Source organism: Actinoplanes teichomyceticus ATCC 31121, from assembly GCF_003711105.1.
GTDB lineage: Bacteria > Actinomycetota > Actinomycetes > Mycobacteriales > Micromonosporaceae > Actinoplanes > Actinoplanes teichomyceticus.
In genome coordinates this window covers 7,257,911-7,282,099 of record NZ_CP023865.1, presented here as the reverse complement: position 1 = coordinate 7,282,099, position 24,189 = coordinate 7,257,911, and the positions used below count along the sequence as shown (strand labels likewise).

Here is a 24,189-nt window from a genome sequence, read left to right as displayed (position 1 = left end):
GGTCGGGACCTCAGCGGATAATCTATCCGTTCTGTCCTGGAGGGCGATCATGGCCATCACCTGGAATTTCGACGACATGCCGGATCAGACCGGCCGGACCGTGGTGGTCACCGGCGCCAGCAGCGGGCTCGGCCTGGTGCTGACCCGCGAGCTCGCCCGGCGCGGCGCGTCGGTCGTCATGGCGGTGCGTGACGTGGCCAAGGCCGACCGCGTCCGCGCCGGTCTGGCCGGAGACCTCGAGGTGCGCGAGATCGACCTCGGCGACCTGACGTCGGTGCGGCGCTTCGCCGACCGGCTGCGCGCCGACGGCCGGACCGTGGACGTGCTGGTCAACAACGCCGGCATCGGGGCGCAGCAGCGGTCGCTCACCCCGCAGGGGTACGAGCGGGTCTTCGCCACCAACCACCTCGGCGCCTTCGCGCTGACCGGGCTGCTGCTGGACCTGTTCCGGCCCGGCCGCGACCCGCGCGTGGTGGCGGTGGCGTCCAACTTCTACAAGCGGTTCCGGGTCCCGCACCCGTTCCGCGATCTCACCGCCGCCGGCTCGTGGTCGGCCAACCGGGCCTACACCGAGAGCAAGCTGGCCAACGTGCTCTTCGGAGCCGAGCTGGACCGGCGCCTGCGCCAGGCCGGCAGCCCGGTGCGCAGCTTCGTCGCCCACCCCGGCATGGCCACCACGCCGATGCACGACACCGCGCGGGGCTTCGTGCAGCGCGCCTTCCTGGCGGTCGCCACGGTGCCGCTGGCGCGCACCGCCGAACAGGGCACCCTGCCGCTGGCGTTCGCGGCCACCAGCCCGGACGCGCGGACCGGCGTCGTCCTCGGCCCGCACGCCCGGAAAACGGACCTACGGGTGCACTTCGACCCGGTGGTGGCGCCCGCCGACGATCCCGCGCTGGCCGAACGGCTGTGGCGTGTCTCCGAGGACGCCACCGGCGTGCGCTACCTGAGCGGTCCGGTCCGGGCCGGCGACCGCGACACGGCTCTGTGACGTCCGATATCGGCCGCCCGGCGGCGACACGAACAGGCCGGACATCATGCAAGACTAGGTAACCATGAGCGACCCACGGACCACTCCGTCGATCTTCACCCGCGGCGCGGTCGATCTCAGCGCGCTGCGTACCCCGGCGCCGGCCGCACCGGCCGCGCCGAGCCGTCCCGCCGCTTCCGACGGCGACCCGGCCGGCACGGTGCCGGGCACCCTGCCGGGCCTGGCCCCGGAAACGATCATCGATGTCACCGAGGCCAATTTCCAGAGCACCGTGCTGGAGCGGTCGCTCACCACTCCGGTGATCCTCGACTTCTGGGCCGACTGGTGCGGGCCGTGCAAGCAGCTCTCCCCGGTGCTGGAGAAGCTGGCCGTGGCCGGGCAGGGCGCATGGGTGCTCGGCCGGGTCGATGTGGACGCCAACCCGCGGCTCGCCCAGGTCTTCCGGGTGCAGGGCATCCCGATGGTGCTCGCGGTGATCGGCGGGCAGCCGGTCGAGGGCTTCACCGGGGTGCTGCCGGAGAGCCAGGTCAAGCAGTACATCGACGCGGTGCTCAAGGCCGCCGGGGTCAGCGGTGGCGCGCCCGCCCCGGAGGACCCGCGACTCGACGCCGCCGACGACGCGCTGATGGTCGGTGACCTGGACGCGGCCGAGGCGGCGTACCGGAAGATCCTGGCCGAGTCGCCGACCGACGCGGCCGCCGAGTCCGGGCTGGCCCAGGTGGAGCTGTACCGCCGGATCAGCGGCCAGGACCCGGCGTCGGTGCTGGCCCGCGCCGCGGCCGACCCCGACGACCTGGAGGCCCAGCGGCTCGCCGCCGACATCGAGGTGCTCAACGGCCAGGCCGCGGATGCGTACGCCCGGTTGGTCGCGCTGGTCAAGCGGACCAGCGGGGACGACCGTGAGGTCGTGCGCAAGCACCTGCTGTCGCTGTTCACCGTGGCCGGACCGGACGACCCGGCGGTGGCCGGCGCGCGGCGCGCACTGGCCAGCGCGCTCTTCTAGACCCGACAGCTACGAGACAAGCGGGAGGGCGTCGTGCGACGCATCGCCGTTCTGGACGCGCCGTCCAATCTCGGCCTGCGCCCGCCGACCGCGACGTCGGTGCCGGGCTGCGCCAAGGCGCCCGGCGCCCTCCGCGACCACGGTCTGCTGCCCCGGCTCGGCGCCCGGGACGCCGGCTGCCTCACCCCGCCCCGGTACGACCCGGGTGACTGGCGCCCCGGCGACGGCGTCGCGCACGCCGCGGAGATCGCGGCGTACTCCCGGGCGCTGGCCGACCGGATCGGCGCGATCATCGACGGCGGCGAGTTCCCGGTGGTGCTCGGCGGTGACTGCTCGATCCTGATCGGGTCCGGCCTGGCCATGCACCGGCTGGGCGAGGCGGTCGGCGGCCGGATCGGGCTGGTCTTCGTGGACGGCCACTCCGACTTCCGGCATCCCGGCAACGCGTCCTATGTCGGCGCGGCGGCCGGCGAGGACCTGGCCCTGGTCACCGGCCGCGGGCAGGCCAACCTGGCGGCGATCGAGAGCCGCCGGCCGTACTTCCGGGACATCGACGTGGTGGTGCTGGGCATCCGGGCGCAGGACGAGTACCGCCTGGACCTGCAGGCCGCCGGGATAGTGACCCGCCCGGTGCCGATGCTGCGCGCCGAGGGCGCCGCCCGCAGCGCACAGTGGGCGCGCGACCAGCTCGTCGACTGCGCCGGGTACTGGGTGCATGTGGACGTCGACGTGCTCGACCCGGCGGTGATGCCGGCGGTGGACGCGCCGGACCCCGGCGGGATCGCCTTTCCCGAGCTGGAACTGCTGCTCACCGGCCTGGTCGAGTCGCCGCACTGCCTCGGCGTGGAGATCACCGTCTTCGACCCGGACTACGACCCGGACGGCCGCTACGCCGGGGAGATCACGTCGGCGCTGGTCAGCGGGTTGGCGCCGGTCCGGACGGTGACGCCCCGGCCGGACCTGATCGCCGCGCGCCGCGACCTGGCGAACCAGGGCGAGGCCCGGGCTTCCGGGGACGCGCCGGCCGCCGCCGGAGGATCCGTGCCGCCGGCCGCCGTCGTCCCGGTGCCGGAGCCTGCGGGGGATGCCGGGATCGCGGCCGCTGTGCCGGCGCGGGAGGGGGCCGCGGACGGCTCCGGGCCGGTGGGTGTGCTCCCGGGGCCGGAGGGGGCCGCGGGCCACCTCGGATCGCCGGCCGTGCCGGGTCCGGCGGGGGCCGCGGACGGCTCCGGATCGGTGGGTGTGGTTCCGGAGCCGGCGCCGGTTGCGGACCGCGGCGAGCTGGAGGCTGACCCGGGGTCGCTCACCCGGCCGTCGGAGGGGTGGCCCGTCGAGCCGGACACGGAGCGGGCTGTCACGCACCCGGGCGGCGCGGATGCGCCCGGGACGTCGGATGAGCCGTCCGGCGACTCCGCGCCGGCGAGGGAGCCGGTAGCCGGGATGCCGGCCGGTCCGGCCACCGGGACGCCCGCGCGGGAGCCGGTAGCCGGGATGCCTCCCGGTGCGCCCACCGGGACGCCGGCGCGGGAGCCGGAGGGTGCGGCGGTTGCCGAGGCCGTGGCCCCTGTCGCCCAGGAGGCGGCCGACCCGGACCCGGACCCGGAGCCGGACCCGGAGCCGGACCCGGAGCCGGACGAGAACCCGGCCGCGGTGCAGTCCGCCGAGGCCGTGGAGCCTGCCGAGGCCGTGGAGCCCGCCGAGGCCGTGGAGCGGGAGGCGGCCGACACCGGCGCTTCCGGCGACGGCGCGGCGGTGCTCACGGCGGTGCCGGCGTCCGAGCCGGAACGCCCCGGGGTGCGGCTGCTGTCCCGCCCGCTCGGCTCCGCTCCACTGCTCGACTCGGAGCCGCTGCCGGCCACCCGGCCCGGGATGCTGCGCCCGCGCCCGCCCGCGGACCCGCCGATGACCGGCGCGCTCGCCGTGCGCGCGCCCCGCTTCGACCCGGGGCTCCCACCCGGCGCGGCCTGAGGGCCGGGCCGGGGGCCCGTCGCTCCGCTCGCCCTGGCTGACGCTCGCTGTCGGTCACGTGCCGGGCCGGGCACGCTTCGCCCTGGCCGACGCTCGCTGTCGGTCACGTGCCGGGCCGGGCACGCTTCGCCCTGGCCGACGCTCGCTGTCGGTCACGTGCCGCGCCGGGCACGCTTCGCCCTGGCCGACGCTCGCTGTCGGTCACGTGCCGCGCCGGGCACGCTTCGCCCTGGCCGACGCTCGCTGTCGGTCACGTGCCGCGCCGGGCACGCTTCGCCCTGGCCGACGCTCGCTGTCGGTCACGTGCCGCGCCGGGCACGCTTCGCCCTGGCCGACGCTCGCTGTCGGTCACGTGCCGCGCCGGGCACGCTTCGCCCTGGCCGACGCTCGCTGTCGGTCACGTGGCGCGCCGGGCACGATCGCGCGGCGGACGTTGGCCGTTTCCGGCTCGTCCGGCCGCCGCTGGCTGTTCCCGGATTGCGCGGCGGCCTGCGGCTCGTTCGCCGCGCGGCCGCCGGGTCAGTCCCGGATCTGCGGATCCGGTTCGGTCGCCGGGGACGTGCCGTCCGCCGGCGCGACCGGCCAGTGCTGCAGCATGTGCCGCAGGATGGCCAGGTCCGGGACGTCGCGCAGGTGCACCGAGACGAGCGGCCGTCGGCCGTCCGTCCAGATCCTCAGCCTGGTCTTGCCGACCTCCGCCTTCGTGATGGCGGACCAGGCGGCGAGCACCTCGCCGTGACCGACGCCGGCGTCGGTCAGGGTCAGGGGGCCGAAGGTGGCCGCGCCGGTCCGGACCACCTCGTCCACCTTGCGCGGGTACAGCGCCGCGCTCACGTGCTCCTCCACGAACGCGACCAGTTCCGGTTTGTCCTTGTAGCGGGGCTTGGCCAGGTCGATGACCTCGCCGCCGGTCAGCACCAGTCGGCATTGCAGGACCTCCGCGTACGCGGTGATCAGGTTGACCACCCGGACCCAGATGCGCAGGTGGGCGACGTCGGTCCAGATGACCACCGAGGTGACGGCGCCCCGGTGGTCGGTGGTCAGCGTGCCGTTGGCATAGACGTACCGGCAGGTGGTGAACTTGCGCCGGGCCAGCCATCCGCACAGCGCGCCGAGCGCCAGGAAGACCACGCCGAGCGCCATCACCGCGGGCGCGCCGGCCCCGGCGGTGAGCAGGACGACGCCGAGGACGGCGCAGGCCACGGCGGTGGAGACGTCGAGGCCCAGGCTGGAGCGGTAGCGCCCGAAGAGGTCGCCCAGGCCGGCCTCGGCGACGACCTCGTCGAGCCCGCGAGGATCGTTCTCCATTCGCATACCGCGATCGTGCATGCTCCATTGTGTTCGGTCAATGACGCTCCGCGGTCGGACCGCCGACGGCCTCCGGCGTCGTCACCCGGCCAGCGTGGTGAGGAACCGCTTGGCGATCGGGACCGCCGCCTCGCTGCCCGCGCCACCCTTCTGCACCATCACCGCGAACGCCACGTCACCCTGGTACCCGACGAACCAGGAGTGGGTGTCCTCGGAGCCGTTCTGGAACTCCGCGGTGCCGGTCTTGCCGTACACCGGCTCGCCCGCGACGCCGCGCAGCGCCGTTCCGGTCCCGCCGGTGACCACCTCGCGCATCATCGACCGCAGCCCGGTCAGCGCGTTCGCGTCCAGGGCGCCCGGCGTGCCGGTCGCGGCCGGCGCCGGGTCGAGGACCAGCCTGGGCGGCTGGAATCCGCCCTTGGCCACCGCCGCGGTGGCGACCGCCATCGCGATCGGGCTGACCGCGGTGCTGCCCTGGCCGAAGCTGGCGGCGGCGAGTTCGGTGGGGCTGCCCCCGTCGGACACCTTCCCGGTGTACGCGTCGATCCCGATGTTCCAGTCCCCGCCGATGCCGAGCGCGCGCGACGCGGCGGCCAAGCCGTCCGCGCCCAGCTTCGGCGCCAGAGCGACGAACGCGGTGTTGCAGGACTTGGCGAAGTCCACGTGGAACGGCACCGTGCCGAGCTCCTCGTCGTCCGAGTTCTTGAAGGTACGGCCGTCCACCGTCCGGGTCCGGGGGCAGTCCACCGGCGTGTCCGCCCGCACCGCCCCCTTCTGCAGCAGCCCGTACGTGGAGATCATCTTGTACGTCGAGCCGGGCGGCACCTGCCCGGTCAGCGCGGTGTTCACCCCGCCCGGGTCCGGCCCGTTCGCCACCGCCAGCACCGCGCCGTCGCTGATCCGCAGCGCGACCAGCGAGCTCGGCTGCTTCTGTCCGGCGAGCGCCCGGTCGGCGGCGTTCTGGGTGGCGGTGTCCAGGGTGACCTTGATCGACTTGCCGTTCACCGGCTCGACGGTGAAGACCGGCTGGTCCTGGACCGTCTCGTCGGCCGCCTCGGCGGAGATCACCACGGACAGGCCGGGGGTGCCGCGCAGCTGCTTGTCGTACCTGGCCTGCAGGCCGCCGTGCCCGACCAGGTCGCCGGTGGTCAGCTCGGCGGGACGGGCGTCGAGGTCGTCGCGGGTGGCGGCGTCGACGGTGCCCAGCAGCGCGCGGGCGAACGCGCGGGTGGGCGCCAGCTGCCGGGTCTCCGTGCGGAAGACGGTGCCGGGCAGCGGGCGTACGTCATCTCGGATCCGGTTGTAGTCGGCCCGGCGCAAAGTGATCAGTTCGAGGAACGCCCCGTCGTCGGCCTTGCCGACCCGGTCGGCGAGGTCGGCGAGGTCGACGTCCACGTCGATCTTCCGGAACGCCTTGGTCAGCGATCCGGTGAGCGACGACAGGTTGGTGATCTTCTCCGGGCTGACCCCGATCACCACCACCTCGTGCGGCCCGACCAGCGGCTTGCCGTTCGCGTCCAGGATCGTGCCGCGCTGCGCGGGCACCCGGCGCAGCCGGAACTTCTCACCCGATTCCAGGTCGGGCTGCAGCACGGCGGGCTCCCAGATCACCTGCCAGCCGTCCCCGCTGCGCTTGGTCATCCGGACGGCGGAACGGTACGCCCACGTCACGTTCCCCGAAAGGGTCCACCTGACGTCGATCGGGGTGGTCGAGTCGTCGCCGGTGACCTTCGGCTCGCCGGCCACCGAGACCGCGAGCGGCTGGTCCTTGAGGTCGCCGTAGAACGCCCGGATCTCGGTGAGCACCTCGCTCGCCGCGATCTTGCCGCCGTCGGCGGTGACGAAGCCCACCCGGCTCAGGTCGCCGCTCTTCCAGCCGTCGAGGAACGCCCCGACGGTGTCCCGCGGCTCGTCGTCGGAGCACCCGGCCAACGCGCCGCTGACCAGCACAAGCAGAGTCGTCAATCCGATGGTGGCGCGGCGCATGAGGTTTCCCCCTGTGGGTACGTCTTGCTGGGCTGATCGCACGGTAACGTCCGGCGGCTCGTTCGCGCCGCCCCGCACCGGCGGAAAGTTCGCATATCGCCGTAGCTGTCGGGCTGGCACACCCTGGGTGTGAAGCTCTCGCGCCCGGGCGTTCTACGCTGTGCCCGACACGTTCGAGCCCACAGTGCCGTGGGTGAGGGGAGCGCCGGACCATGGCTGTCGCCGACGAGGCAGTGACCGATTCTGATCAGAATGCGCCCGATTCACCGGGGCCCCGCCCCGGGCTCGCCCTGACCGGGCGGCTCGGCGCGTCCGTCGATGGCGGAGAGCTCGACGAGCCGCTGCCGAACGCCGAGCGACTGGTCGCTCAGGCGGTGGAGCGGGCCGGCGACGACCACGCCACCGCGTCGCTGGTTGCCCGCTTCTGGCGGTTCGCGCCCGACGAGGAGATGGTCGGGAACACCCCGGAGGAGATGTACCGGGCCGCGATCGAGCACCGCGAGCTGGCCCGCAACCGGCTGCCGGGCGAGCTGAAACTGGCCCTGACCGAGCCGGTCGGCCCGCAGGGGCACACCGTCCTGCAGATCGTCACCGACGACATGCCGTTCCTCGTCGACTCGGTGATCGCCCTGCTCACCGCGCACAACCTGCAGGTCTACCTGATGGTGCACCCGCTGATCGTGGTGCGCCGGGAGCCCCTCGGCGCGCTGCGCGAGGTGGAGAGCGAGGTCGAGCCGGACGACGCCATCGAGGGCGACACGGTGGAGAGCTGGATCCGGATCGAGATCGACCCGGTCCGCCGCGCCGAGGCCCGTGACCAGCTGCTCAACGAGGTACGCCGGGTGCTCACCGACGTGCGCGAGGCGGTCGAGGACTGGCCCCGGATGCGCCAGCGGGCCCTGGTCATCTCCGACGAGCTGGCCGCCGCGCGCGGATCGGAACGCAAGCTGCCGGTGCCGGAGAAGGACGTCACCGACTCCATCGAACTGCTCAAGTGGCTCGCCAACGACCACTTCACCTTCCTCGGCTACCGCGAGTACCGGCTCAAGGACGGGGTGCTGACCGCGGTGCCCGGCACCGGGCTGGGCATCCTGCGCGGCGCGAGCAAGCCGCGGCGGCTGGACACGATGGCGCCGGAGGCCTACAAGCGGGCGCTGGAGAAACGGCTGCTGGTGATCACCAAGGCGAACTCGCGGGCCACCGTGCACCGCTCCGCCTACCTGGACTACATCAGCGTCAAGGTCTTCGACAGCACCGGCGAGGTGGCCGGCGAGAAACGGTTCCTCGGCCTGTTCTCCAGCTCCGCGTACCGCACCAGCGTCCGCGAACTGCCCGTGGTCAAGCGCAAGGTCACCGAGGTGATGGACCGCTCCGGCCTGTCGCCGCGCGGCCACTCGGGCAAGGACCTGCTGCAGATCCTGGAGACGTACCCGCGCGACGAGCTCTTCCAGATCAAGACCGATGACCTGTACGAGGCGGTCATCGGCGTGCTGCGGATGGCCGGCCGCCGGCAGCTGCGCCTGTTCCTGCGCCGGGACGGGTACGGCCGGTTCATCTCCTGCCTGATCTACCTGCCCCGGGACCGGTTCACCACCAGCAACCGGCTGCGGATGCAGGAGATCCTGCTGCGCGAGCTGAACGGCGTCGGGGTGGACTACACCACCCGGGTGACCGAACGGATGCTGGCCCGGGTGCACTTCATCGTGCGCACCGATCCGGCGGCGCCGCCCGGCAATCTCGACCCGAACGCGCTGGCCGAGCTGCTCGCCGACGCCACCCGGATGTGGGACGACGACTTCTCCCTGGTGCTGGAGCGCAAGCTGGGCGACGAGCCGGCCAAGGAGCTGTTCAACCGGTACGCGCACGCCTACCCGGAGAGCTACAAGAACGGCCACACCCCGTACGAGGGGATGCAGGACCTGGCCAAGCTGGAGCTGCTGGAGGAGCCCGGCCAGCTGGAACTGCACCTGTACCGGCGGCGCAAGCTGGGCCCGGACGGCGCGCCGCGCCCGGACGAGCACGACATCCGGTTCAAGGTGTACCGGTTCGGCGAGCCGATGATGCTCTCCGCCGTGCTGCCCGTGCTGCACTCGCTCGGCGTGCAGGTCAGCGACGAGCGGCCGTACGAGATCCGTCGCGACGACGGCCTGATCTACCTGTACGACTTCGGGCTGCGACCACCCCGGGTGCACCGTGAGCTGGCCGAGGTGCGGCCGCAGGTGGAGAACGCGTTCGCGGCCACCTGGCGCGGTGAGGCCGAGGTGGACGGGTTCAACGAGCTGGTGTTGCGGGCCGGGCTCACCTGGCGGCAGGTGGTGGTGCTGCGGGCGTACGCGAAGTACCTGCGCCAGGCCGGCCACGTCTTCTCGCAGCGCTACGTCGAGTCGACGTTCATCGCGTACCCGGAGATCGCCCGGCTGCTGCTGGAGCTCTTCGACACCCGCTTCGCGCCCGCGCTGCAGCTCGGCGAGTCCGAGCGTGCCCGCCGGGCCGGGGCCATCGCCGGCCGGGTCACCGAGCTGCTCGACCAGGTGGAGAGCCTGGACCAGGACCGGATCCTGCGCTCCTACCTCACCCTGATCGAGGCCACCCTGCGGACCAGCTTCTTCCAGCGCGGGGCGGACGGGCGGCCCAAGTCGTACGTGGCGTTCAAACTGAACCCGGAGGCCCTCCCGGACCTGCCGCAGCCCCGCCCGAAGTACGAGATCTTCGTCTACTCGCCCCGCTTCGAGGGCGTGCACCTGCGCTTCGGCGCCGTCGCCCGCGGTGGCCTGCGCTGGTCCGACCGGCGCGAGGACTTCCGTACCGAGGTGCTCGGCCTGGTCAAGGCGCAGATGGTGAAGAACTCGGTGATCGTGCCGGTGGGCGCCAAGGGCGGCTTCGTGCTCAAGCAGAAGCCGGGCGACCGGGACGAGGCGGTGGAGTGCTACAAGCAGTTCGTCACCGCGCTGATGGACGTCACCGACAACATCCTGGGCGGCAAGATCGTGCCGCCGCAGGACGTGGTGCGGCACGACGGGGACGATCCGTACCTGGTGGTGGCCGCGGACAAGGGCACCGCGACGTTCAGCGACATCGCCAACGAGATCTCGGTCGGCAATCAGTTCTGGCTCGGCGACGCGTTCGCCAGCGGCGGCTCCGCCGGCTACGACCACAAGAAGATGGGGATCACCGCCCGGGGCGCCTGGGAGTCGGTCAGGAAGCACTTCCGCGACCTGGGCAAGGACACCCAGAGCGAGGACTTCACGGTGGTCGGCGTCGGCGACATGTCCGGCGACGTCTTCGGCAACGGCATGCTGCTGTCGCCGCACATCCGGCTGGTGGCCGCCTTCGACCACCGGCACATCTTCCTCGACCCGGACCCGGACCCGAAGACCTCGTACGCCGAACGGCGGCGCCTGTTCGACCTGCCGCGCTCCTCGTGGGCCGACTACGACCGGTCGCTGATCAGCGCCGGTGGCGGGGTGTACCCGCGCAGCGCCAAGTCGATCCCGGTCAGCCCGCAGGTGCGCGCGGCGCTCGGGCTGCCCGGCGAGGCCGCGGCGGTCAGCCCCGGCGAGATGATGCGGGCGATCCTCAAGGCGCCGGTCGACCTGCTGTTCAACGGCGGCATCGGCACGTACGTGAAGGCGGGCGCCGAGTCGCACGCCGACGTCGGCGACAAGGGCAACGACGCGATCCGGGTCAACGGGTCCGAACTGCGGGTCAAGGTGGTCGGCGAGGGCGGCAACCTCGGACTGACCCAGCGCGGCCGGATCGAGTTCGCCCGCGCCGGCGGCCGGGTGTTCACCGACTTCATCGACAACTCGGCCGGGGTGGACTGCTCCGACCACGAGGTCAACATCAAGATTCTGCTGGGCGGGGCGGTCGCCGACGGCGAGCTGACCCTGCCGGAACGCGACGAGCTGCTGGCCGCGATGACCGACGAGGTCGCCGCGCTGGTGCTGCGGGACAACTACGAGCAGGCGATGGCGCTGGGCAACGCGCGGGCGCAGGCGCATTCGCTGCTGCCGGTGCACCGGCGGATGCTGACCTCGCTGGAGCAGCGCGGCGAGTTGAACCGGGAGCTCGAGGCGCTGCCCACGGACAAGGAGCTGGCCGCCCGCTACGAGGCCGGGGAGGGGTTGAGCGCGCCGGAGTTCGCGGTGCTGCTCGCGTACGTCAAGATCAGTCTGGAGCGCGAGGTGCTCGCCGACGAACTGGTCGACGAGGACTGGACCAACCAGGTGCTGGCCGACTACTTCCCGACCCCGCTGCGCGACCGGTACGCCGCCCGGATGGCCGGCCACCGGCTGCGCCGCGAGATCATCTCGACGTCGCTGGTCAACGAGGTGGTCAACCGGGGCGGCACGTCGTTCGTCTTCCGCGCCATGGAGGAGAGCGGAGCGTCCGCCGCGGACGTCATCCGTGCGTACGTCGTGGTCCGCGACGTGTACGGCCTCAGCGACATCTGGGCCGCCGCCGAGGCGCTGGACAACCAGGTGCCGACGTCCGCGCAGACGCTGGTCTTCCTGGAGACCCGGCGCCTGCTCGACCGCGCCGTCCGCTGGCTGGTCAGCACCCGCCGCTCGCCGATCGACGTGGCCGCCGAGATCGCCAAGCTCCGCCCCGGGGTCACCACCCTGCTGCCCCAGCTGCCGCATGTGATCGTCGGCGCCGAGCGCCGCTCGTTCGAGGAGCGCGTGGCGACCCTGGAGGACAAGGGCGTTCCGGCCGACCTCGCCGACACGGTCAGCCGGGTGTTCTACGGCTTCGGCCTGCTGGACATCCTGGAGACCGCGACCGCCATCGAGCGGGACGTCACCGAGGTGGCCCAGGTGTACTTCGTGCTCTCCGAGCGGTTCGGCGTGGACGCGTTGCTGTCCCACATCTCCCGCCTCCCGCGCGGCGACCGCTGGCAGACCCTGGCCCGCATGGCGCTGCGCTACGACCTGTACGCCGCCCTGGCCGCGCTGACCGCCGAGGTGCTGCAGTCCACCCCGGCGTCGGCGGCCCCCGAGGACCGCGTCGCCCAATGGGAACAGGTCAACGCGGCATCGATCGCCCGCGCCTCCAACGCCATGGGCGACGTGGACGAATCCCCGGCCGACCTGGCGGCGTTGTCGGTGCTGCTCCGGCAGATCCGCACGCTGGTGAAGACCTCCGCCGCCTGAGCCGGGACCGCGAACCCGGCGGCCGGCCGAACCGCGCCCGGTCCGGCCGGCCGCCTGGTTCGCGGGGGTTGTGGCGGTCGGTGCCGCGCCCGGTTCGCCGGCTGTGCGGTGGGGTGGTGTGTTCGTCCGTGGTGCGGCGGGCTCGGTGATCCCATGCGGGTCCGCGGGCGGTCGATTCCGGGACGGTCCGCGCGGAGGCGTGCGGCGCCTCGGGCGGCCGTCCGGGGCACATGCCCGGGACGGCCGCCCGAGGTTTCCGCTCCCTCGGGCCGCCCGGCGCACGGAAGGCCGGGCCTGCCGGTTGCCGCCGACGGTCTTTCTCACTCCTTTCCGGTGACTGCCCGTGCGGCCGGCCGAGGGGGGGTCATGCCGCCGGCCAGTGCGGCAGGGGCGTGGTGTGGCCGGTGGCGGCGACGGCGAGCAGGGCGCTGACGGCGTAGCGACGAGCCAGGCGGGAACGCCGGGCCAGGGCCTGCGCGATCCGGTCCGGAGTGGTGAGCCGGCGGGCGCAGGCTGTCGTGATCCAGTGCATCGCCTCGGCCGCGTCCGGCGCCGTCACGACCAGATCCAGCACGGTCTCCTCCATCCGGGTCTGCGGTGGGCGCCGGTGCGGATGCCGGCGCGCCGAGGCGTGCCGGGACCGGTGCACCACGAGGCCGGGCACCTGGCGGACCCGTCGTTCCTCCGGGATGAGCACGTGCACAGCGCCGGGGCGGGGCTCGGCCAGTCCGGCCTCCTCCGCCGCCGACCGCAGGCACAGCATCGCCCCGGCGCCCGCGTGCAGCACGGCGGCCCAGCGGAGCACGTCCGGTGGCGGGCGGCCGGCGAAGGTCGCATAGGTCCCGGGCAGGAGCCGCTGCCATCGCCCGCTGGTCACCCGGCGGCGCAGGACGTCGGGAGTGATGCCGGCCCGGAGCGCCTGCTGGCGGGTCACCACCCCGCGTTGGCGCCGGCTGATCTCGTCGAGTTGTGCCATGCCCGGAACTCTGCCGCCGACGGCCGGCGCCTGCCCCGGTGGCTGTGGACGACCGCGCGGTGTGGATAACTTCGTGCGGAAGATTCGTGCGGTCCCGGGAGGGCGCGGCGGTGTTGCCGAAGGACGCGCGGTGACTGGCGGGGGCGTGCGGCGGCGGTGCGGCGGCGGGAAGCGACGGGCGGCGGTGTTGCCGGACGGCGCGCGGTGACTGGCGGGGGCGTGCGGCGGCGGTGCGGCGGCGGGAAGCGACGGGCGGCGGTGTTGCCGGACGGCGCGCGGTGACTGGCGGGGGCGTGCGGCGGCGTTGCCGGGCGGCGGTGCGGCGGCGGGAAGCGACGGACGAGAGCCGATGAGCCGGGCACGGCGGACTGCTCCCGAAGTCCGTCGTGCCCGGCTCATCTGTCGCGTCGCGGGCCGCACCGGTCCCGAGGCGAATCCCGCGACCTCCCCAGATCCACCTGCGAACATGACGCTACGTGACTCGTGTCGGGACAAGGAAGTGCTGAGCGCACGCTCTGGCCGTTTGTATGAGACGACTTATCCGCCTGTTATCCGCTTTTTCGGATATCCACTACACGGTGTCACCGCGCATCGACGTAACGTTCCGTGATAAGGCCCAGGGCCTCCGCGGCCACCCGCGCGCTGGCCCGGCTCGCGCCGTGGGTGACCAGGAAGGCGCGTACGCCGTCCGGGCGCCAGGGGGACGGCCAGCCCATCTCCACCACGCCGGTCGGCCAGGTCGCGGACAGCTTCTCCGCGAGGTCACGGCTGGCCGCCGCCTGATGCAGGCGCCGGCCGACCAGCACGACCGGTCGCCCGGCCGCCCGCTCGATCAGCTGGTCCGCGGTGGCCTCGGCGGCCACGACATCCACCTGTTCCGCCCCGTCGAGGAACGGCCGCAGTCCCCACGGCACCTTCCCCTCCGCGATCGAATACCCGCTGATCAGCTGGACCACCAGCGGTCCGGCCAGCGCCGCCGGGTCACCCTCGACGGCGAGCGCCCGCCGCGCCGCGAGGATCCCCAGCTCCTTGGGGGTGAGGGCGGCGAGGGAGGGCGCCGCGGATCCACCGGGCCGCGAGCCCGACGCGGCCCCGAGCGCACCGGCCGGGTCGTTCCCGGATCCGGACGGCGCGGCCTGGTCGTTCCCGGCCCTGAGCGCACCGGCCGGGTCGATCCCGGCCCCGGACGCCCAGGTCGGGCCGTTCCCGGGCGCGGCGACACGCTCCCCGGCCGCCGTGGCCCCGACCACGATCGTGTCCCGCGGGCCACCCGGACGGGTGATCCGGTTCAACGCCACCCAGGAGGCCAGCTGCGCGTTCCGCTCCGCGGCCTCCTCCACCCGGCCCGGCGTCAGCCGCCCGTCCTTCACCGCCGCGGCCACCTCGTCGGCCACCGCGAGGACCAGCTCACGATCGACCAGCGCCCCGATGCACAGCAGATCCGCCCCGGCGGACAGGGCCGCCACGGCGGCCCGTGGGATGCCGCCGGCGGCTCCGGCCGCCCCGCGCATCTCCAGCGCGTCGGTGACGATCACGCCGCCGAACCCGTACTCGGAACGCAGCAATCCCTGCAGCGCCGCGCGGCTGAAGGTGGCCGGTCCGTCGCCGGTCAGTTCCGGCACCCGGATGTGCGCGCTCATGACGGCGCGCGCCCCGGCCGCCACCGCGGCGGCGAACGGTGGCAGGTCGCGGCTGCGCAGCACGCCGAGCGGGGCGTCGACCGTGGGCAGTTCCAGGTGCGAGTCGGTGACGGTGGCGCCGTGGCCGGGGAAGTGCTTGGCGCACGCGGCCACTCCGGCCGACTGCAGGCCCTCGACCGCCGCGCCGGTGTGCCGGGCCACCAGCGCCGGGTCCGCGCCGAACGACCGCGTACCGATGATCGGGTTCTCGGCGGCGGTGTTGACGTCGACGGTGGGCGCCAGGTCCAGGTTCACCCCGGCGGTGGCGAGATCGTGGCCGATGGCCGCGTACACCAGGCGGGTGAGATCCGGGTCGTCCGCCGCGCCCAGGGCGGAATTTCCGGGGTACGCGCTGCCGCTGCGATGCCCCAGCCGGGTGACGTCGCCGCCCTCCTCGTCGATGGCGATCAGCGCGTCGGAACGGGCGGCGCGCAGCTTGGCGGTCAGCCCGGCGAGCTGCTCGGGATCCTCGACATTGGTGCCGAACAGGGTGTGTCCGGCCAGGCCGTCGGCGAGCAGGTCGAGCGCCCAGTCCGGTGCGGACGGTCCGGGGAAGGCGGCGAGCAGGGTGCGCAGGGCGAGGCGGCGGAGCCCGGGGTCGATGGCCATGGTGTCCTTCCGTGACGATGCTCTGGCCACCAGGGGCGGCGAGCTGCCATGATCGCTCGGAGTCGATAGCCACCGTACGGACGGGCGCCATTGCCGACCGTTACGCTGCGGCTGCACGTCGAGCGCCGACACTGTAACAGGAAAGAATCTTTAGTATTAGGGGTACGAGTCATGGCCGCCACCCGCCTCCCGGGCACGCCCCGGTTGCTGCGCGCACTCAACGACCGCGCGGCGCTGGACCTGCTGCTCAGCCGTGGTCCGCTGACCCGGGCCCAGCTGGGCGAGCTGACCGGCCTCAGCAAGGTCACCGCCTCTCAGCTGGTCGAGCGGCTGGAGGAGCGCGGCCTGGTCCGCCGGGTCGGTGAGCAGGCCGGTGGCCGCGGGCCGAACGCCCAGCTCTACGCGGTCACCCCGGGCAGCGCGCACGTCATCGGGGTGGACGTCGGCCCGGAGACCGTGGTCGCCGCCTGCGCGGACATCACCGGCGCGGTGATCGGGCGGGCCGAGCTGAGCACCCGGGACACCGACGACCCGGTCGGCGTGGTGCACCAGGCGGTGGTCCAGGCGGCGACCGCCGCCGGCACGGACGTCAGCTCGGTACGCCGCGTCGTGCTGGGCACCCCGGGTCTGGTCGACCCGCAGTCCGGGGAGATCTCGTTCGCCTGGGACCTGCCCCGCTGGCACCGCGGCCTGCTCGCCGACCTGCGCCGGGACCTGAGCACCCCGGTCGTCTTCGGCAACGACGTGAACCTGGCCGCGATCGCCGAGTCGAGCACCGGCGCGGCCGCCGGGGTGGCCGACTTCGCGCTGGTCTGGATCGGCCGTGGCATCGGTCTGGCCAGCGTCATCGGCGGCCGGCTGCACCAGGGCGCGACCGGCGCCGCGGGGGAGATCGGCTACCTGCCGGTGGGCGGCGCCGACGTGCCGCACAACGCCTCCCGGCGCGGGGTGAAGGGCGCCTTCCAGACGCTGGCCGCCGCCGAGGCGGTCAAGGCGGTCGGCCGCCAGCACGGCTTCCGCGGCGCCGAGGCCGCCGACGTGGTCCGCGCCGCGGTCGCCGCCGGGCCGGCCGGTGAGCCGGTGCTCGACGAGCTGGCCCGCCGCCTCGCCCTCGGGGTCGCCGCCACCTGCCTGGTGCTGGACCCGCCGCTGGTGGTGCTCGCCGGCGAGGTGGGCCGGGCCGGTGGGCCGGCGCTGGCCGACCGGGTGGAGCGCGAGGTCGCCGCGATCACGCTGGTCTCGCCCAAGGTGGTGGTCACCGGTGTGGCCGCCGACCCGGTGCTGCACGGGGCCCTGCGCACGGCCCTGGACTCGGTGCGCGACGAGGTCTTCGGATCGACCACCGGCTGAGACGCCGACCGGCCGGCCCGGGGTGGGTGACCAGGAGCGGGCGGACAGGCGACCGGGAACCGGCGGGCGGGCTGGCGGCAGGGAACCGCCGGCCGGACGGGGTGACCGGGAACCGGCGGGGTGTAACGACCGGCACGCCGTCGGAATCCGCCGCGCGTACATGGTTGGATGGACGGCGTGCTGGAGGCTGCCGTAACCGTTCCGCCCGACGAGGACACCGTCATCGCGTTCAACCGCGTCAGCGTGGTCCGCGGTGGGAATCACCTGATCAACAGCCTGTCCTGGCAGGTCGAGCTGGATGAGCGATGGGTGGTGCTCGGCCCGAACGGGGCCGGCAAGACCACCCTGCTCAACATCGCGTCCGGCCGGCTGCACCCGACCCGCGGCCAGGCGTGGGTGCTGGGCGAGCGGCTGGGCCGGACCGACGTCAACGAGCTGCGCACCCGGGTCGGGATCACCACCGGCCGGCTCGCCGACCGGATCCCGCCGGACGAGAAGGTGCTCGACGTCGTGGTCACCGCCGCGTGGTCGGTGGTCGGCCGCTGGCGGGAGGCGTACGACCCGCAGGACGAGGCCCGTGCCCGCCAGCTGCTCGCCCAGCTGGGCATGACCGGCTTCCTGGACCGCGAGTTCGGCACCCTCTCCGAGGGCGAGCGCAAGCGCACCCAGATCGCCCGCGCGCTGATGACCGACCCCGAGCTGATGCTGCTCGACGAGCCGGCCGCCGGGCTGGACCTGGGTGGTCGCGAGGTGCTCATCGGGCACCTGTCCGAGCTGGCCATGGATCCGGACGCGCCGGCCATGGTGCTGGTCACCCACCATGTCGAGGAGATCCCGCCGGGCTTCACCCACGCCCTGCTGCTGCGCGAGGGCGCGGTGGTCGCGGCCGGCCTGCTCGGTGAGGTGATGACCGCGGAGAACCTGACGAAGGCGTTCGGGCTGCCGCTGGTCGTGGACCGGCTCGGCGACCGCTACACGGCGCGGGCCGGCTGACGTGCCGCCGCGGGTGGTGGTGGTCGGCAGCGCCAACATGGACCTGGTCGGGCTGGCCCCACGGTTGCCCCGGCCGGGGGAGACCGTGCTCGGCGACGACTTCGTCATGGTCCCGGGCGGCAAGGGCGCCAATCAGGCGATCGCCGCCGCCCGGGCCGGTGGCGAGACCACGTTCCTGGGCGCGATCGGCTCGGACTCGTTCGGTGTCACCCTGGGCGCGCGGCTCGCCGCCACCGGCGTGGACACCGCCCACGTGCGCACCAGTTACGGCTCCTCCGGCGTCGCGGTGATCATGGTGGACCGCTCCGGGGAGAACTCCATCCTGGTCAGTCCGGGCGCGAACCGTACGTTCACCGACCTGACCGAGAGCGAGCGCGACCGCATCGCCGCGGCCGACGTGCTGCTCTGCCAGCAGGAGATCCCGATGGCCACGGTGGCCGCCGCGCTGACCGCGGCCCGGGCCGCCGGGACACGCACCATCCTGAACGCGGCGCCCGCCCGGGAGTTGCCGCCCGGCCTGCTCGACCAGGTCGATCTGCTGGTGGTGAACGAGACCGAGGCCCGGGCGATCACCGGCGGCGACGCGTCCGACCTGTCCGCGCTGCTCGCGCTCGTGCCCCGGGTGGTGCTGACGCTCAGTGGCGCCGGGTCCCGCTACGCCGACCGCGAGGGCCGCGACGTGCACGTGCCCGCCTTCGCCGTGGAGGTCGCCGACACCACGGCCGCCGGTGACGCGTTCACCGGCGCGCTGGCCGTCGCCTGGGCCGAGGGGCGCGACCTGCTCGACGCGGTGCGCTGGGCGAACGCGGCCGGCGCGGCGTGCGTACGCAAGGTCGGCGCCAGCAACGCCCTGCCGGACCGCTCGGAGATCGACGCCATCTTCGCCCGCTGACCGCGCCCTGCGCGTGCGGCCTCGTGGGGCGCGGGCCGGTCAGCCGGTGCGGCCGACCCGCAGGCCCCAGGCGATGAGCGGCGCCTGCAGCGGCAGCCGGCCGTAGGCGACGGCCCGCCGGACGGGCGACGTGTGCCGCCAGTCCCGGGCCATCTTGACGTTGGCCGGGAAGACCGCCGCGAACAACGCGGCGGCGGCCAGGCCGCCGGCCCGGCGGGTGCGGGGGTGGGCGATCGCGGCGGCCACCGCCAACTCCGCGACCCCACTGAGGTACGTCCAGGTCCGCGCCGACCCGGGCAGCGCCCGCGGCACGATCCGGTCGAACGGCCGGGGCGCGGCGAAGTGCAGCGTTCCGCTGGTGGCGAGCAGGACGGCGAGTCCGGCCGCGTCCCGCCTCACCGGCGCACCGCCGGCTCCATCGCGCGTTGCAGGGCGCGGTAGATCCGGCCGAAGCGCTGCGCGTCGGCGGTGCGCAGCAGCAGCACGTCGCCGGTGTGCACCCGGCCCCAGATCTCCATGGTGCGGCTGCCCCGGTCGTACGACCGGTCGAGGCGTTCCAGCAGCAGGTCGGCGACCGGGACCACGGCCAGGCCGACCAGCACCCCGCCGACCACCAGCGCGACGGTGTGCGCGGTGCCGGCCCCGGCGAGCGCGGCCACCCCGATGGCGAGCGCGCCGACCAGCAGCGGCAGCAGGATGGAAAGGCCCAGCGCGCCCCGCTTGGCGATCACCGACCAGGACCGGGCGCCGCGGGTGTGCCAGACCCGGAGCAGCTCGGACAGGCGGAACTGGCGGCCGTTCATGTGGACCCCGGACGAGGTGATCAGCACGTCCGGATCCCGGTAGTACGTGGTCATCTCTCCTCCTGCCGGTCCCCCTTTCCTGTTTACCCGTCGTAGGCTGGCGGCGAAACGGCACTCATCGGCGAGGTGTTGGAGGCGGGCGTGGGCGAGTTCGTACGACTGGAGATCGCGGACGGGATCGGCACGATCCGGCTCGAACGACCCCCGATGAACGCGCTCAACACCCAGGTCCAGGAGGAGCTGTGGGCGGCCGCCACGGCGGCGGCCGGCGACGACGCGGTCCGCGCGGTGGTGGTGTGGGGCGGCGAGCGGGTGTTCGCGGCCGGCGCCGACATCACCGAGTTCACCACGGTCAGCTACCAGCACATGGTGGCCCGGGCGGCGGCGCTGTCCGGAGCGTTCGACACGGTCGCCCGGATCCCCAAACCGGTGGTCGCCGCGATCACCGGTCTCGCCCTCGGCGGCGGCTGCGAACTGGCGCTGGCCTGTGACTGGCGGGTGGTGGCCGAGGACGCCAAGCTCGGCCAGCCGGAGATCAAACTCGGCATCATCCCGGGCGCGGGCGGCACCCAGCGGCTGGCCCGGCTGATCGGCCCGGCCCGGGCCAAGGAGCTGATCTTCTCCGGCCGGATGGTGGACGCGGAAGAGGCGCTGCGGATCGGTCTGGCCGACCGGGTGGTGCCCGCCGACCGGGTCCACGCGACCGCCCTGGACCTTCTCCGGCCGTACGTCACCGGGCCGGCGCTCGCGCTGCGTGCCGCCAAGCAGGCCATCGACGCCGGCCTCAGCATGGACCTGGCGGCCGGCCTGGCGCTGGAGTCCCACCTGTTCGCCGGGCTTTTCGCGACCGACGACCGGGTGGAGGGCACGACCGCGTTCGTGGAGAAGCGCAAGCCGAAGTTCACCGGACGGTAGCGGTTTCCCATACCCCTCACAGGCACCGCCTAGACTGCGGTCATGTCCACCGACCAGGGTGGTGCGAAGTACGCCCTCGGCATCGACTTCGGCACCTCCAACACCGTCGCCGTCGCGCGGTGGCCGGACGGGCGCGCGCGGCCGATCCTGGTCGACGGCTCCCCCCTGCTGCCCTCCGCCGTGTTCGCCGACGCCGGGGCGAACCTGCTGGTCGGGCGGGACGCCGTGCACAGTGCCCGGCTCGACCCGGCCCGCTTCGAGCCGAACCCGAAACGCCGCGTCGACGACGGCCTGGTGCTGCTCGGCGAGCAGGAGTTCGCCGTCGTCGACCTGATCACCGCGGTGCTGGCCCGGGTCGTCGAGGAGTGGCACCGTGCGGTCGGGCCGTACCGTCCGGAGGCCACCCTGACCTGCCCGGCGACCTGGGGCGCCACCCGCCGCACGCTGCTCGCCGAGGCGGCCGCCCGAGCCGGGCTGTCCGGCGCCCGGCTGGTCGCCGAGCCGGTCGCCGCGGCCACCTACTTCGCCGAGGTGCTGGGCCGCGACGTGCCGATCGGCTCGGTGCTGATGGTGCACGATTTCGGGGCCGGCACGTTCGACACCAGCCTGGTGTCCCGCACCACCACCGGGTTCGAGGTGCTCGCCGTCGACGGGCGCGACGATCTGGGCGGCCTGGACGTGGACGCCGCGCTGGTCGAGTACCTGCGGACCGACGCGTGGCAGCGGCTGCTGGAACCCTCCACGGTCGAGGAACGCCGGGCTCGCCGCCAGCTGTGGGACGACGTGCGGATCGCCAAGGAGCGGCTGTCCCGGGCCCAGTCGGCCGACTTCGTGGTGCCGCTGCTGGACACCGAGGTGCACCTGACCCGGGAGGAGCTGGAGCAGGTCGCCCGCCCGGTGCTGGAGCAGACCGTCCGGATCACCCGGAACCTGCTGACCTTCGCGGAGCTGCCGGCCGGCCGGCTGGCCGGGGTGTTCCTGGTCGGCGGGGCGAGCCGGATCCCGTTGATGGCCACCCTGCTGCACCGCGAGCTGGGCGAGCCACCGGTGGTGATCGAGCAGCCGGAACTGGTGGTCGCCGAGGGCAGCATCCTGGCCGGGGCGGCGCTGCTGGCCTCCGAGCCGGCCGCGCCCGGCCCCACCTCGGAGCTGCGCCTGCCCTCCCGGGACCTGCCGGAGTTCGCGGCGCCCGCCCGAGCGGCGTCCACACCGGACGCGCCGGTGGCCGCGGACCCGATGCCGGCCGCGACCCAGCCGGTGGGCGTCCGGTCGATGCCGGCGGCGACCCAGCCGGTGGCGGCCCGGTCGATTCCGGAGGCGGCCGGCGAGGGGGCGACCCTGCCGGTTCCGGACGCGGCCGGCGAGGGGGCCCCGGTTCCGGACGCGGCCGGCGAGGGAGCGGCCCCGCCGGTTCCGGAGGCGGCCGGCGAGGGGGCGACCCCGCCGGTCCCGGACGCGGCCGGTGATCGCGCCGGCGGCGCTCGCCCCGACCTCGGCCCCGGCGCGCGCGACCCGGAACCGCCGGCCGGTGACGCCGTCGTGAGCCCGCTGCCGGCCCGGACGCCGGGCGTGGCCGCCGGCCTGCCGGCCCGGACGCCGGGCGTGGCCGCCGGCCTGCCGGCGCGGGTCCCCGGCACGGCCGCCGGCCTGCCGACCCGCCGGGCCGGCGCGGCCGAGCAGGCGCCGCACGCCACCGGCTCCGGCGAGCCGGAGCCGGACGTGGACAACCGGGAGACCGAGATCCGTCCGGAGCTGGTCGTCCCGCCGCACCTGCGCCCGCCGGTCGATCCCTGGCCGGACGCCGACCCGCCGCACTGGCGTCCCGATCCGGAGGCGACGGTCGCCACCAGCCCACCGCAGCACGAGGTGCGCACCCCGCTGCCGCCGCAGCCCACCGCCGTACGCGCGAGGCAGGCCGGGAAGCCGGCCGGGAAGCGGGCCGCCGAGCCGGTGGTGGCGCATGCCCGGCCGGTCTCCCCGGTCGCGGCGCAGGCGCGCCCGATCTCACCGTCGCCGGGCCGCCCGCAGCCGCCCGGAACGGCCGCCGGCCGGGCCGTGGTGGCCGCGCCGCGCCCGCCGGCGAAGCGGCCGAAGGCGCGGCAGAAGACGCCCAAGCAGGTCGCGCCGCCGAGGCCGAAGCGCAAGAGCCGGCTGCTGCGCTTCTTCCAGCTGCTGCTGAGCCTGCTCACGATGCTCTGCGTGCCGGTGGTCGCGCTGATCGTGGCGTACGGCTACGGCAACTCCGACCCGTGGCAGGAGGACGCCGTCAAGGTGTTCGAGGACATCGCGGCGCTGCTGAACCTCTAGGCGCCGGAGCGGGCGGTCAGGACTCGTCGTCCTGGTGCAGCTCCCGCTCCCACTGGGCGAGCAGCTCACGGTCGCGGCGGGACTGCTCGGTGTCCATGGAGCGCAGGAAATCCGGGTCGTCGTCGGGCGCGGACGGCCGCGCGGGCGCTCGTCGGGCCGCCGGGCTGACCGGGCGGCCCCAGACGAAATACGCGATCGGCCCGGCCAGCGGGACGAGGACCACGACCAGGACCCAGAGCAACCGCGGCATGGCGCGCACCCGCTCCGCCGACAGGCAGGCGATGAGAGCCAGGGTCAGCAGGACGACTGCGACCGCGGCCGAGAAGATGAACAACCGGACCATGGGGCAATGATGCTCCTCCCGCGCGATCCCGGCGACGATCAGAGCATGACAACCAGACCGCCGATGATCGCGAAGGCCACGGTGATCAACGCGTAGGCCCGGATCGCCCGGCCCGCCGGTCGGGGAGTGCGGGCCCGCAGGCCTGGGGCGCGGTGCAGGGCGACGGCGGTCAGCGCGGCCCAGCCGCCCATCGCGGCGCCGGCGATCAGCCACTCGGCCGGGCCCGCGCCGGGATGGACGGCGGGGCGACCGGCCAGCAGGGCGACCGCGGCCGCCGACATGCCGGTGCGCCGCCAGGCCAGCCGGGTGCGCTCGGGGGCGGCGCCCGGGTCGCGCATCAGGCGAGGACCCGGTGGAGCACGGTGCCGACCAGCACCACCGCGCCGATCGCCACGGTGATGGCCAGCACCGCCGGGAAGCGGGAGCGGGGCAGGTCGACGCCGAGCCGCATGGCCCGCTCGGCGCGCGCCCAGTGATCGACGGCCCGGAGCGCGACGAGCCCGCCGAGCACCAGCAGCGCGATGGCGATGATCTCGCGGAGCCGGGCGATCGGCAGTGGTGGCAGGAACTGGGCGCAGGCCAGGCCGCCGGCGATCAGCGCGAGTCCGGTGCGGATCCAGGCCAGGAAGGTCCGTTCGTTCGCCAGGGAGAACCGGTAGTCCGGAGTGGTGCCCTCGGTATGGGCGCTTTCCGGGTCGAACCACTGGAGCAGGCCGCCGAACACCCGCTGATTATTGACCGATCGGGTCAAGAAGGTGGAGCCAGAGATTGCGTACTTCGTCACTCACGCAGGCCTCGCGCGGGCGGCCGCAGCGGCACCACGGCGAGTCGGGGCCGGAGCGGCCGTGGGGCTGCGGAGCGGTGCTCCCGCGCTCTGCGAGAGGATGAAGGGCGGGCAGGTTCGTACCGTCCA

Annotated in this window: 17 protein-coding genes and 1 pseudogene; 9 read left to right on the top strand and 9 right to left on the bottom strand. The window is 74.2% G+C overall.

Features of this window, described 5'->3' with window-relative positions:
- The first annotated feature begins 49 nt into the window (after nucleotides 1–49).
- The 3 genes and pseudogenes from ACTEI_RS31895 to ACTEI_RS38790 form a co-directional block, all read left to right on the top strand.
- On the top strand, nucleotides 50–991 hold the full coding sequence (locus ACTEI_RS31895; RefSeq protein WP_122981034.1) for an SDR family NAD(P)-dependent oxidoreductase: 942 nt from the start codon (nucleotides 50–52) through the stop codon (nucleotides 989–991).
- 64 nt (nucleotides 992–1,055) lie between these two features.
- Nucleotides 1,056–1,994: a tetratricopeptide repeat protein gene (locus ACTEI_RS31890; RefSeq protein WP_122981033.1), complete on the top strand. Its 939-nt coding sequence runs from the start codon at nucleotides 1,056–1,058 to the stop codon at nucleotides 1,992–1,994.
- Between the two features lie 33 nt (nucleotides 1,995–2,027).
- Nucleotides 2,028–3,299 (top strand): annotated as a pseudogene (locus ACTEI_RS38790) (arginase family protein); the annotation flags it as partial.
- A gap of 1,182 nt (nucleotides 3,300–4,481) precedes the next feature.
- Here the strand turns inward: ACTEI_RS38790 and ACTEI_RS31880 are convergent.
- Together ACTEI_RS31880 and ACTEI_RS31875 are read right to left on the bottom strand one after the other, a co-directional pair.
- Nucleotides 4,482–5,276, bottom strand: coding sequence for a DUF6585 family protein (locus tag ACTEI_RS31880; RefSeq protein WP_145830755.1), 795 nt, complete (start codon nucleotides 5,274–5,276; stop codon nucleotides 4,482–4,484).
- A 75-nt stretch (nucleotides 5,277–5,351) separates the two neighbouring features.
- Nucleotides 5,352–7,235 carry a penicillin-binding transpeptidase domain-containing protein gene (locus ACTEI_RS31875; RefSeq protein WP_239082123.1) on the bottom strand — a complete coding sequence of 628 codons (1,884 nt, stop codon included), beginning with the start codon at nucleotides 7,233–7,235 and terminating at the stop codon, nucleotides 5,352–5,354.
- Between the two features lie 233 nt (nucleotides 7,236–7,468).
- Here ACTEI_RS31875 and ACTEI_RS31870 point away from each other — a divergent pair, with 233 nt between their 5' ends.
- Nucleotides 7,469–12,409: an NAD-glutamate dehydrogenase gene (locus tag ACTEI_RS31870; protein WP_122981029.1), complete on the top strand. Its 4,941-nt coding sequence runs from the start codon at nucleotides 7,469–7,471 to the stop codon at nucleotides 12,407–12,409.
- Nucleotides 12,410–12,773: 364 nt separating this feature from the next.
- On the opposite strand, the gene ACTEI_RS31865 is transcribed toward ACTEI_RS31870, so the two are convergent.
- Nucleotides 12,774–13,385 carry a type IV toxin-antitoxin system AbiEi family antitoxin domain-containing protein gene (locus tag ACTEI_RS31865; protein WP_122981028.1) on the bottom strand — a complete coding sequence of 204 codons (612 nt, stop codon included), beginning with the start codon at nucleotides 13,383–13,385 and terminating at the stop codon, nucleotides 12,774–12,776.
- Nucleotides 13,386–13,966: 581 nt separating this feature from the next.
- Entirely contained in the window at nucleotides 13,967–15,673 is a 1,707-nt protein-coding gene (locus ACTEI_RS31860; protein ID WP_122981027.1) for a glycoside hydrolase family 3 N-terminal domain-containing protein, read from the bottom strand.
- 171 nt (nucleotides 15,674–15,844) lie between these two features.
- Here ACTEI_RS31860 and ACTEI_RS31855 point away from each other — a divergent pair, with 171 nt between their 5' ends.
- The 3 genes from ACTEI_RS31855 (at nucleotide 15,845) to ACTEI_RS31845 (ending at nucleotide 18,908) form a co-directional block, all read left to right on the top strand.
- A complete protein-coding gene (locus ACTEI_RS31855; protein ID WP_122981026.1) occupies nucleotides 15,845–17,023 on the top strand; it encodes an ROK family transcriptional regulator in 1,179 nt (392 codons plus the stop codon).
- A gap of 168 nt (nucleotides 17,024–17,191) precedes the next feature.
- The gene (locus ACTEI_RS31850) at nucleotides 17,192–18,016 is read left to right on the top strand and encodes an ABC transporter ATP-binding protein (protein ID WP_122981025.1); all 825 of its coding nucleotides are present in this window, start codon (nucleotides 17,192–17,194) and stop codon (nucleotides 18,014–18,016) included.
- 37 nt (nucleotides 18,017–18,053) lie between these two features.
- Nucleotides 18,054–18,908, top strand: coding sequence for a ribokinase (locus ACTEI_RS31845; protein WP_425321060.1), 855 nt, complete (start codon nucleotides 18,054–18,056; stop codon nucleotides 18,906–18,908).
- A 39-nt stretch (nucleotides 18,909–18,947) separates the two neighbouring features.
- Here ACTEI_RS31845 and ACTEI_RS31840 read toward each other — a convergent pair whose 3' ends face one another.
- Together ACTEI_RS31840 and ACTEI_RS31835 are read right to left on the bottom strand one after the other, a co-directional pair.
- Complete coding sequence (locus ACTEI_RS31840) at nucleotides 18,948–19,307, bottom strand: DoxX family protein (RefSeq protein ID WP_122981023.1); 360 nt, start codon at nucleotides 19,305–19,307, stop codon at nucleotides 18,948–18,950.
- Nucleotides 19,304–19,765, bottom strand: a complete 462-nt coding sequence (locus ACTEI_RS31835; RefSeq protein ID WP_122981022.1) for a DUF6232 family protein — start codon at nucleotides 19,763–19,765, stop codon at nucleotides 19,304–19,306. The genes ACTEI_RS31840 and ACTEI_RS31835 overlap by 4 nt, the downstream gene beginning before the upstream one ends.
- An 87-nt stretch (nucleotides 19,766–19,852) precedes the next feature.
- Here ACTEI_RS31835 and ACTEI_RS31830 point away from each other — a divergent pair, with 87 nt between their 5' ends.
- The gene (locus ACTEI_RS31830; RefSeq protein ID WP_122981021.1) at nucleotides 19,853–20,626 is read left to right on the top strand and encodes an enoyl-CoA hydratase/isomerase family protein; all 774 of its coding nucleotides are present in this window, start codon (nucleotides 19,853–19,855) and stop codon (nucleotides 20,624–20,626) included.
- A 42-nt stretch (nucleotides 20,627–20,668) separates the two neighbouring features.
- Nucleotides 20,669–22,933, top strand: a complete 2,265-nt coding sequence (locus ACTEI_RS38785) for an Hsp70 family protein (protein ID WP_239082118.1) — start codon at nucleotides 20,669–20,671, stop codon at nucleotides 22,931–22,933.
- Between the two features lie 16 nt (nucleotides 22,934–22,949).
- On the opposite strand, the gene ACTEI_RS31820 is transcribed toward ACTEI_RS38785, so the two are convergent.
- The 3 genes from ACTEI_RS31820 to ACTEI_RS31810 are packed head-to-tail and all read right to left on the bottom strand — an operon-like array spanning nucleotide 22,950 to nucleotide 24,000.
- A complete protein-coding gene (locus ACTEI_RS31820; RefSeq protein ID WP_122981020.1) occupies nucleotides 22,950–23,276 on the bottom strand; it encodes a PLDc N-terminal domain-containing protein in 327 nt (108 codons plus the stop codon).
- 38 nt (nucleotides 23,277–23,314) lie between these two features.
- Nucleotides 23,315–23,614, bottom strand: coding sequence for a DUF202 domain-containing protein (locus ACTEI_RS31815; RefSeq protein WP_122981019.1), 300 nt, complete (start codon nucleotides 23,612–23,614; stop codon nucleotides 23,315–23,317).
- Nucleotides 23,614–24,000, bottom strand: coding sequence for a YidH family protein (locus ACTEI_RS31810; RefSeq protein ID WP_122981018.1), 387 nt, complete (start codon nucleotides 23,998–24,000; stop codon nucleotides 23,614–23,616). The genes ACTEI_RS31815 and ACTEI_RS31810 overlap by 1 nt, the downstream gene beginning before the upstream one ends.
- Between the last annotated feature and the right edge of the window lie 189 nt (nucleotides 24,001–24,189).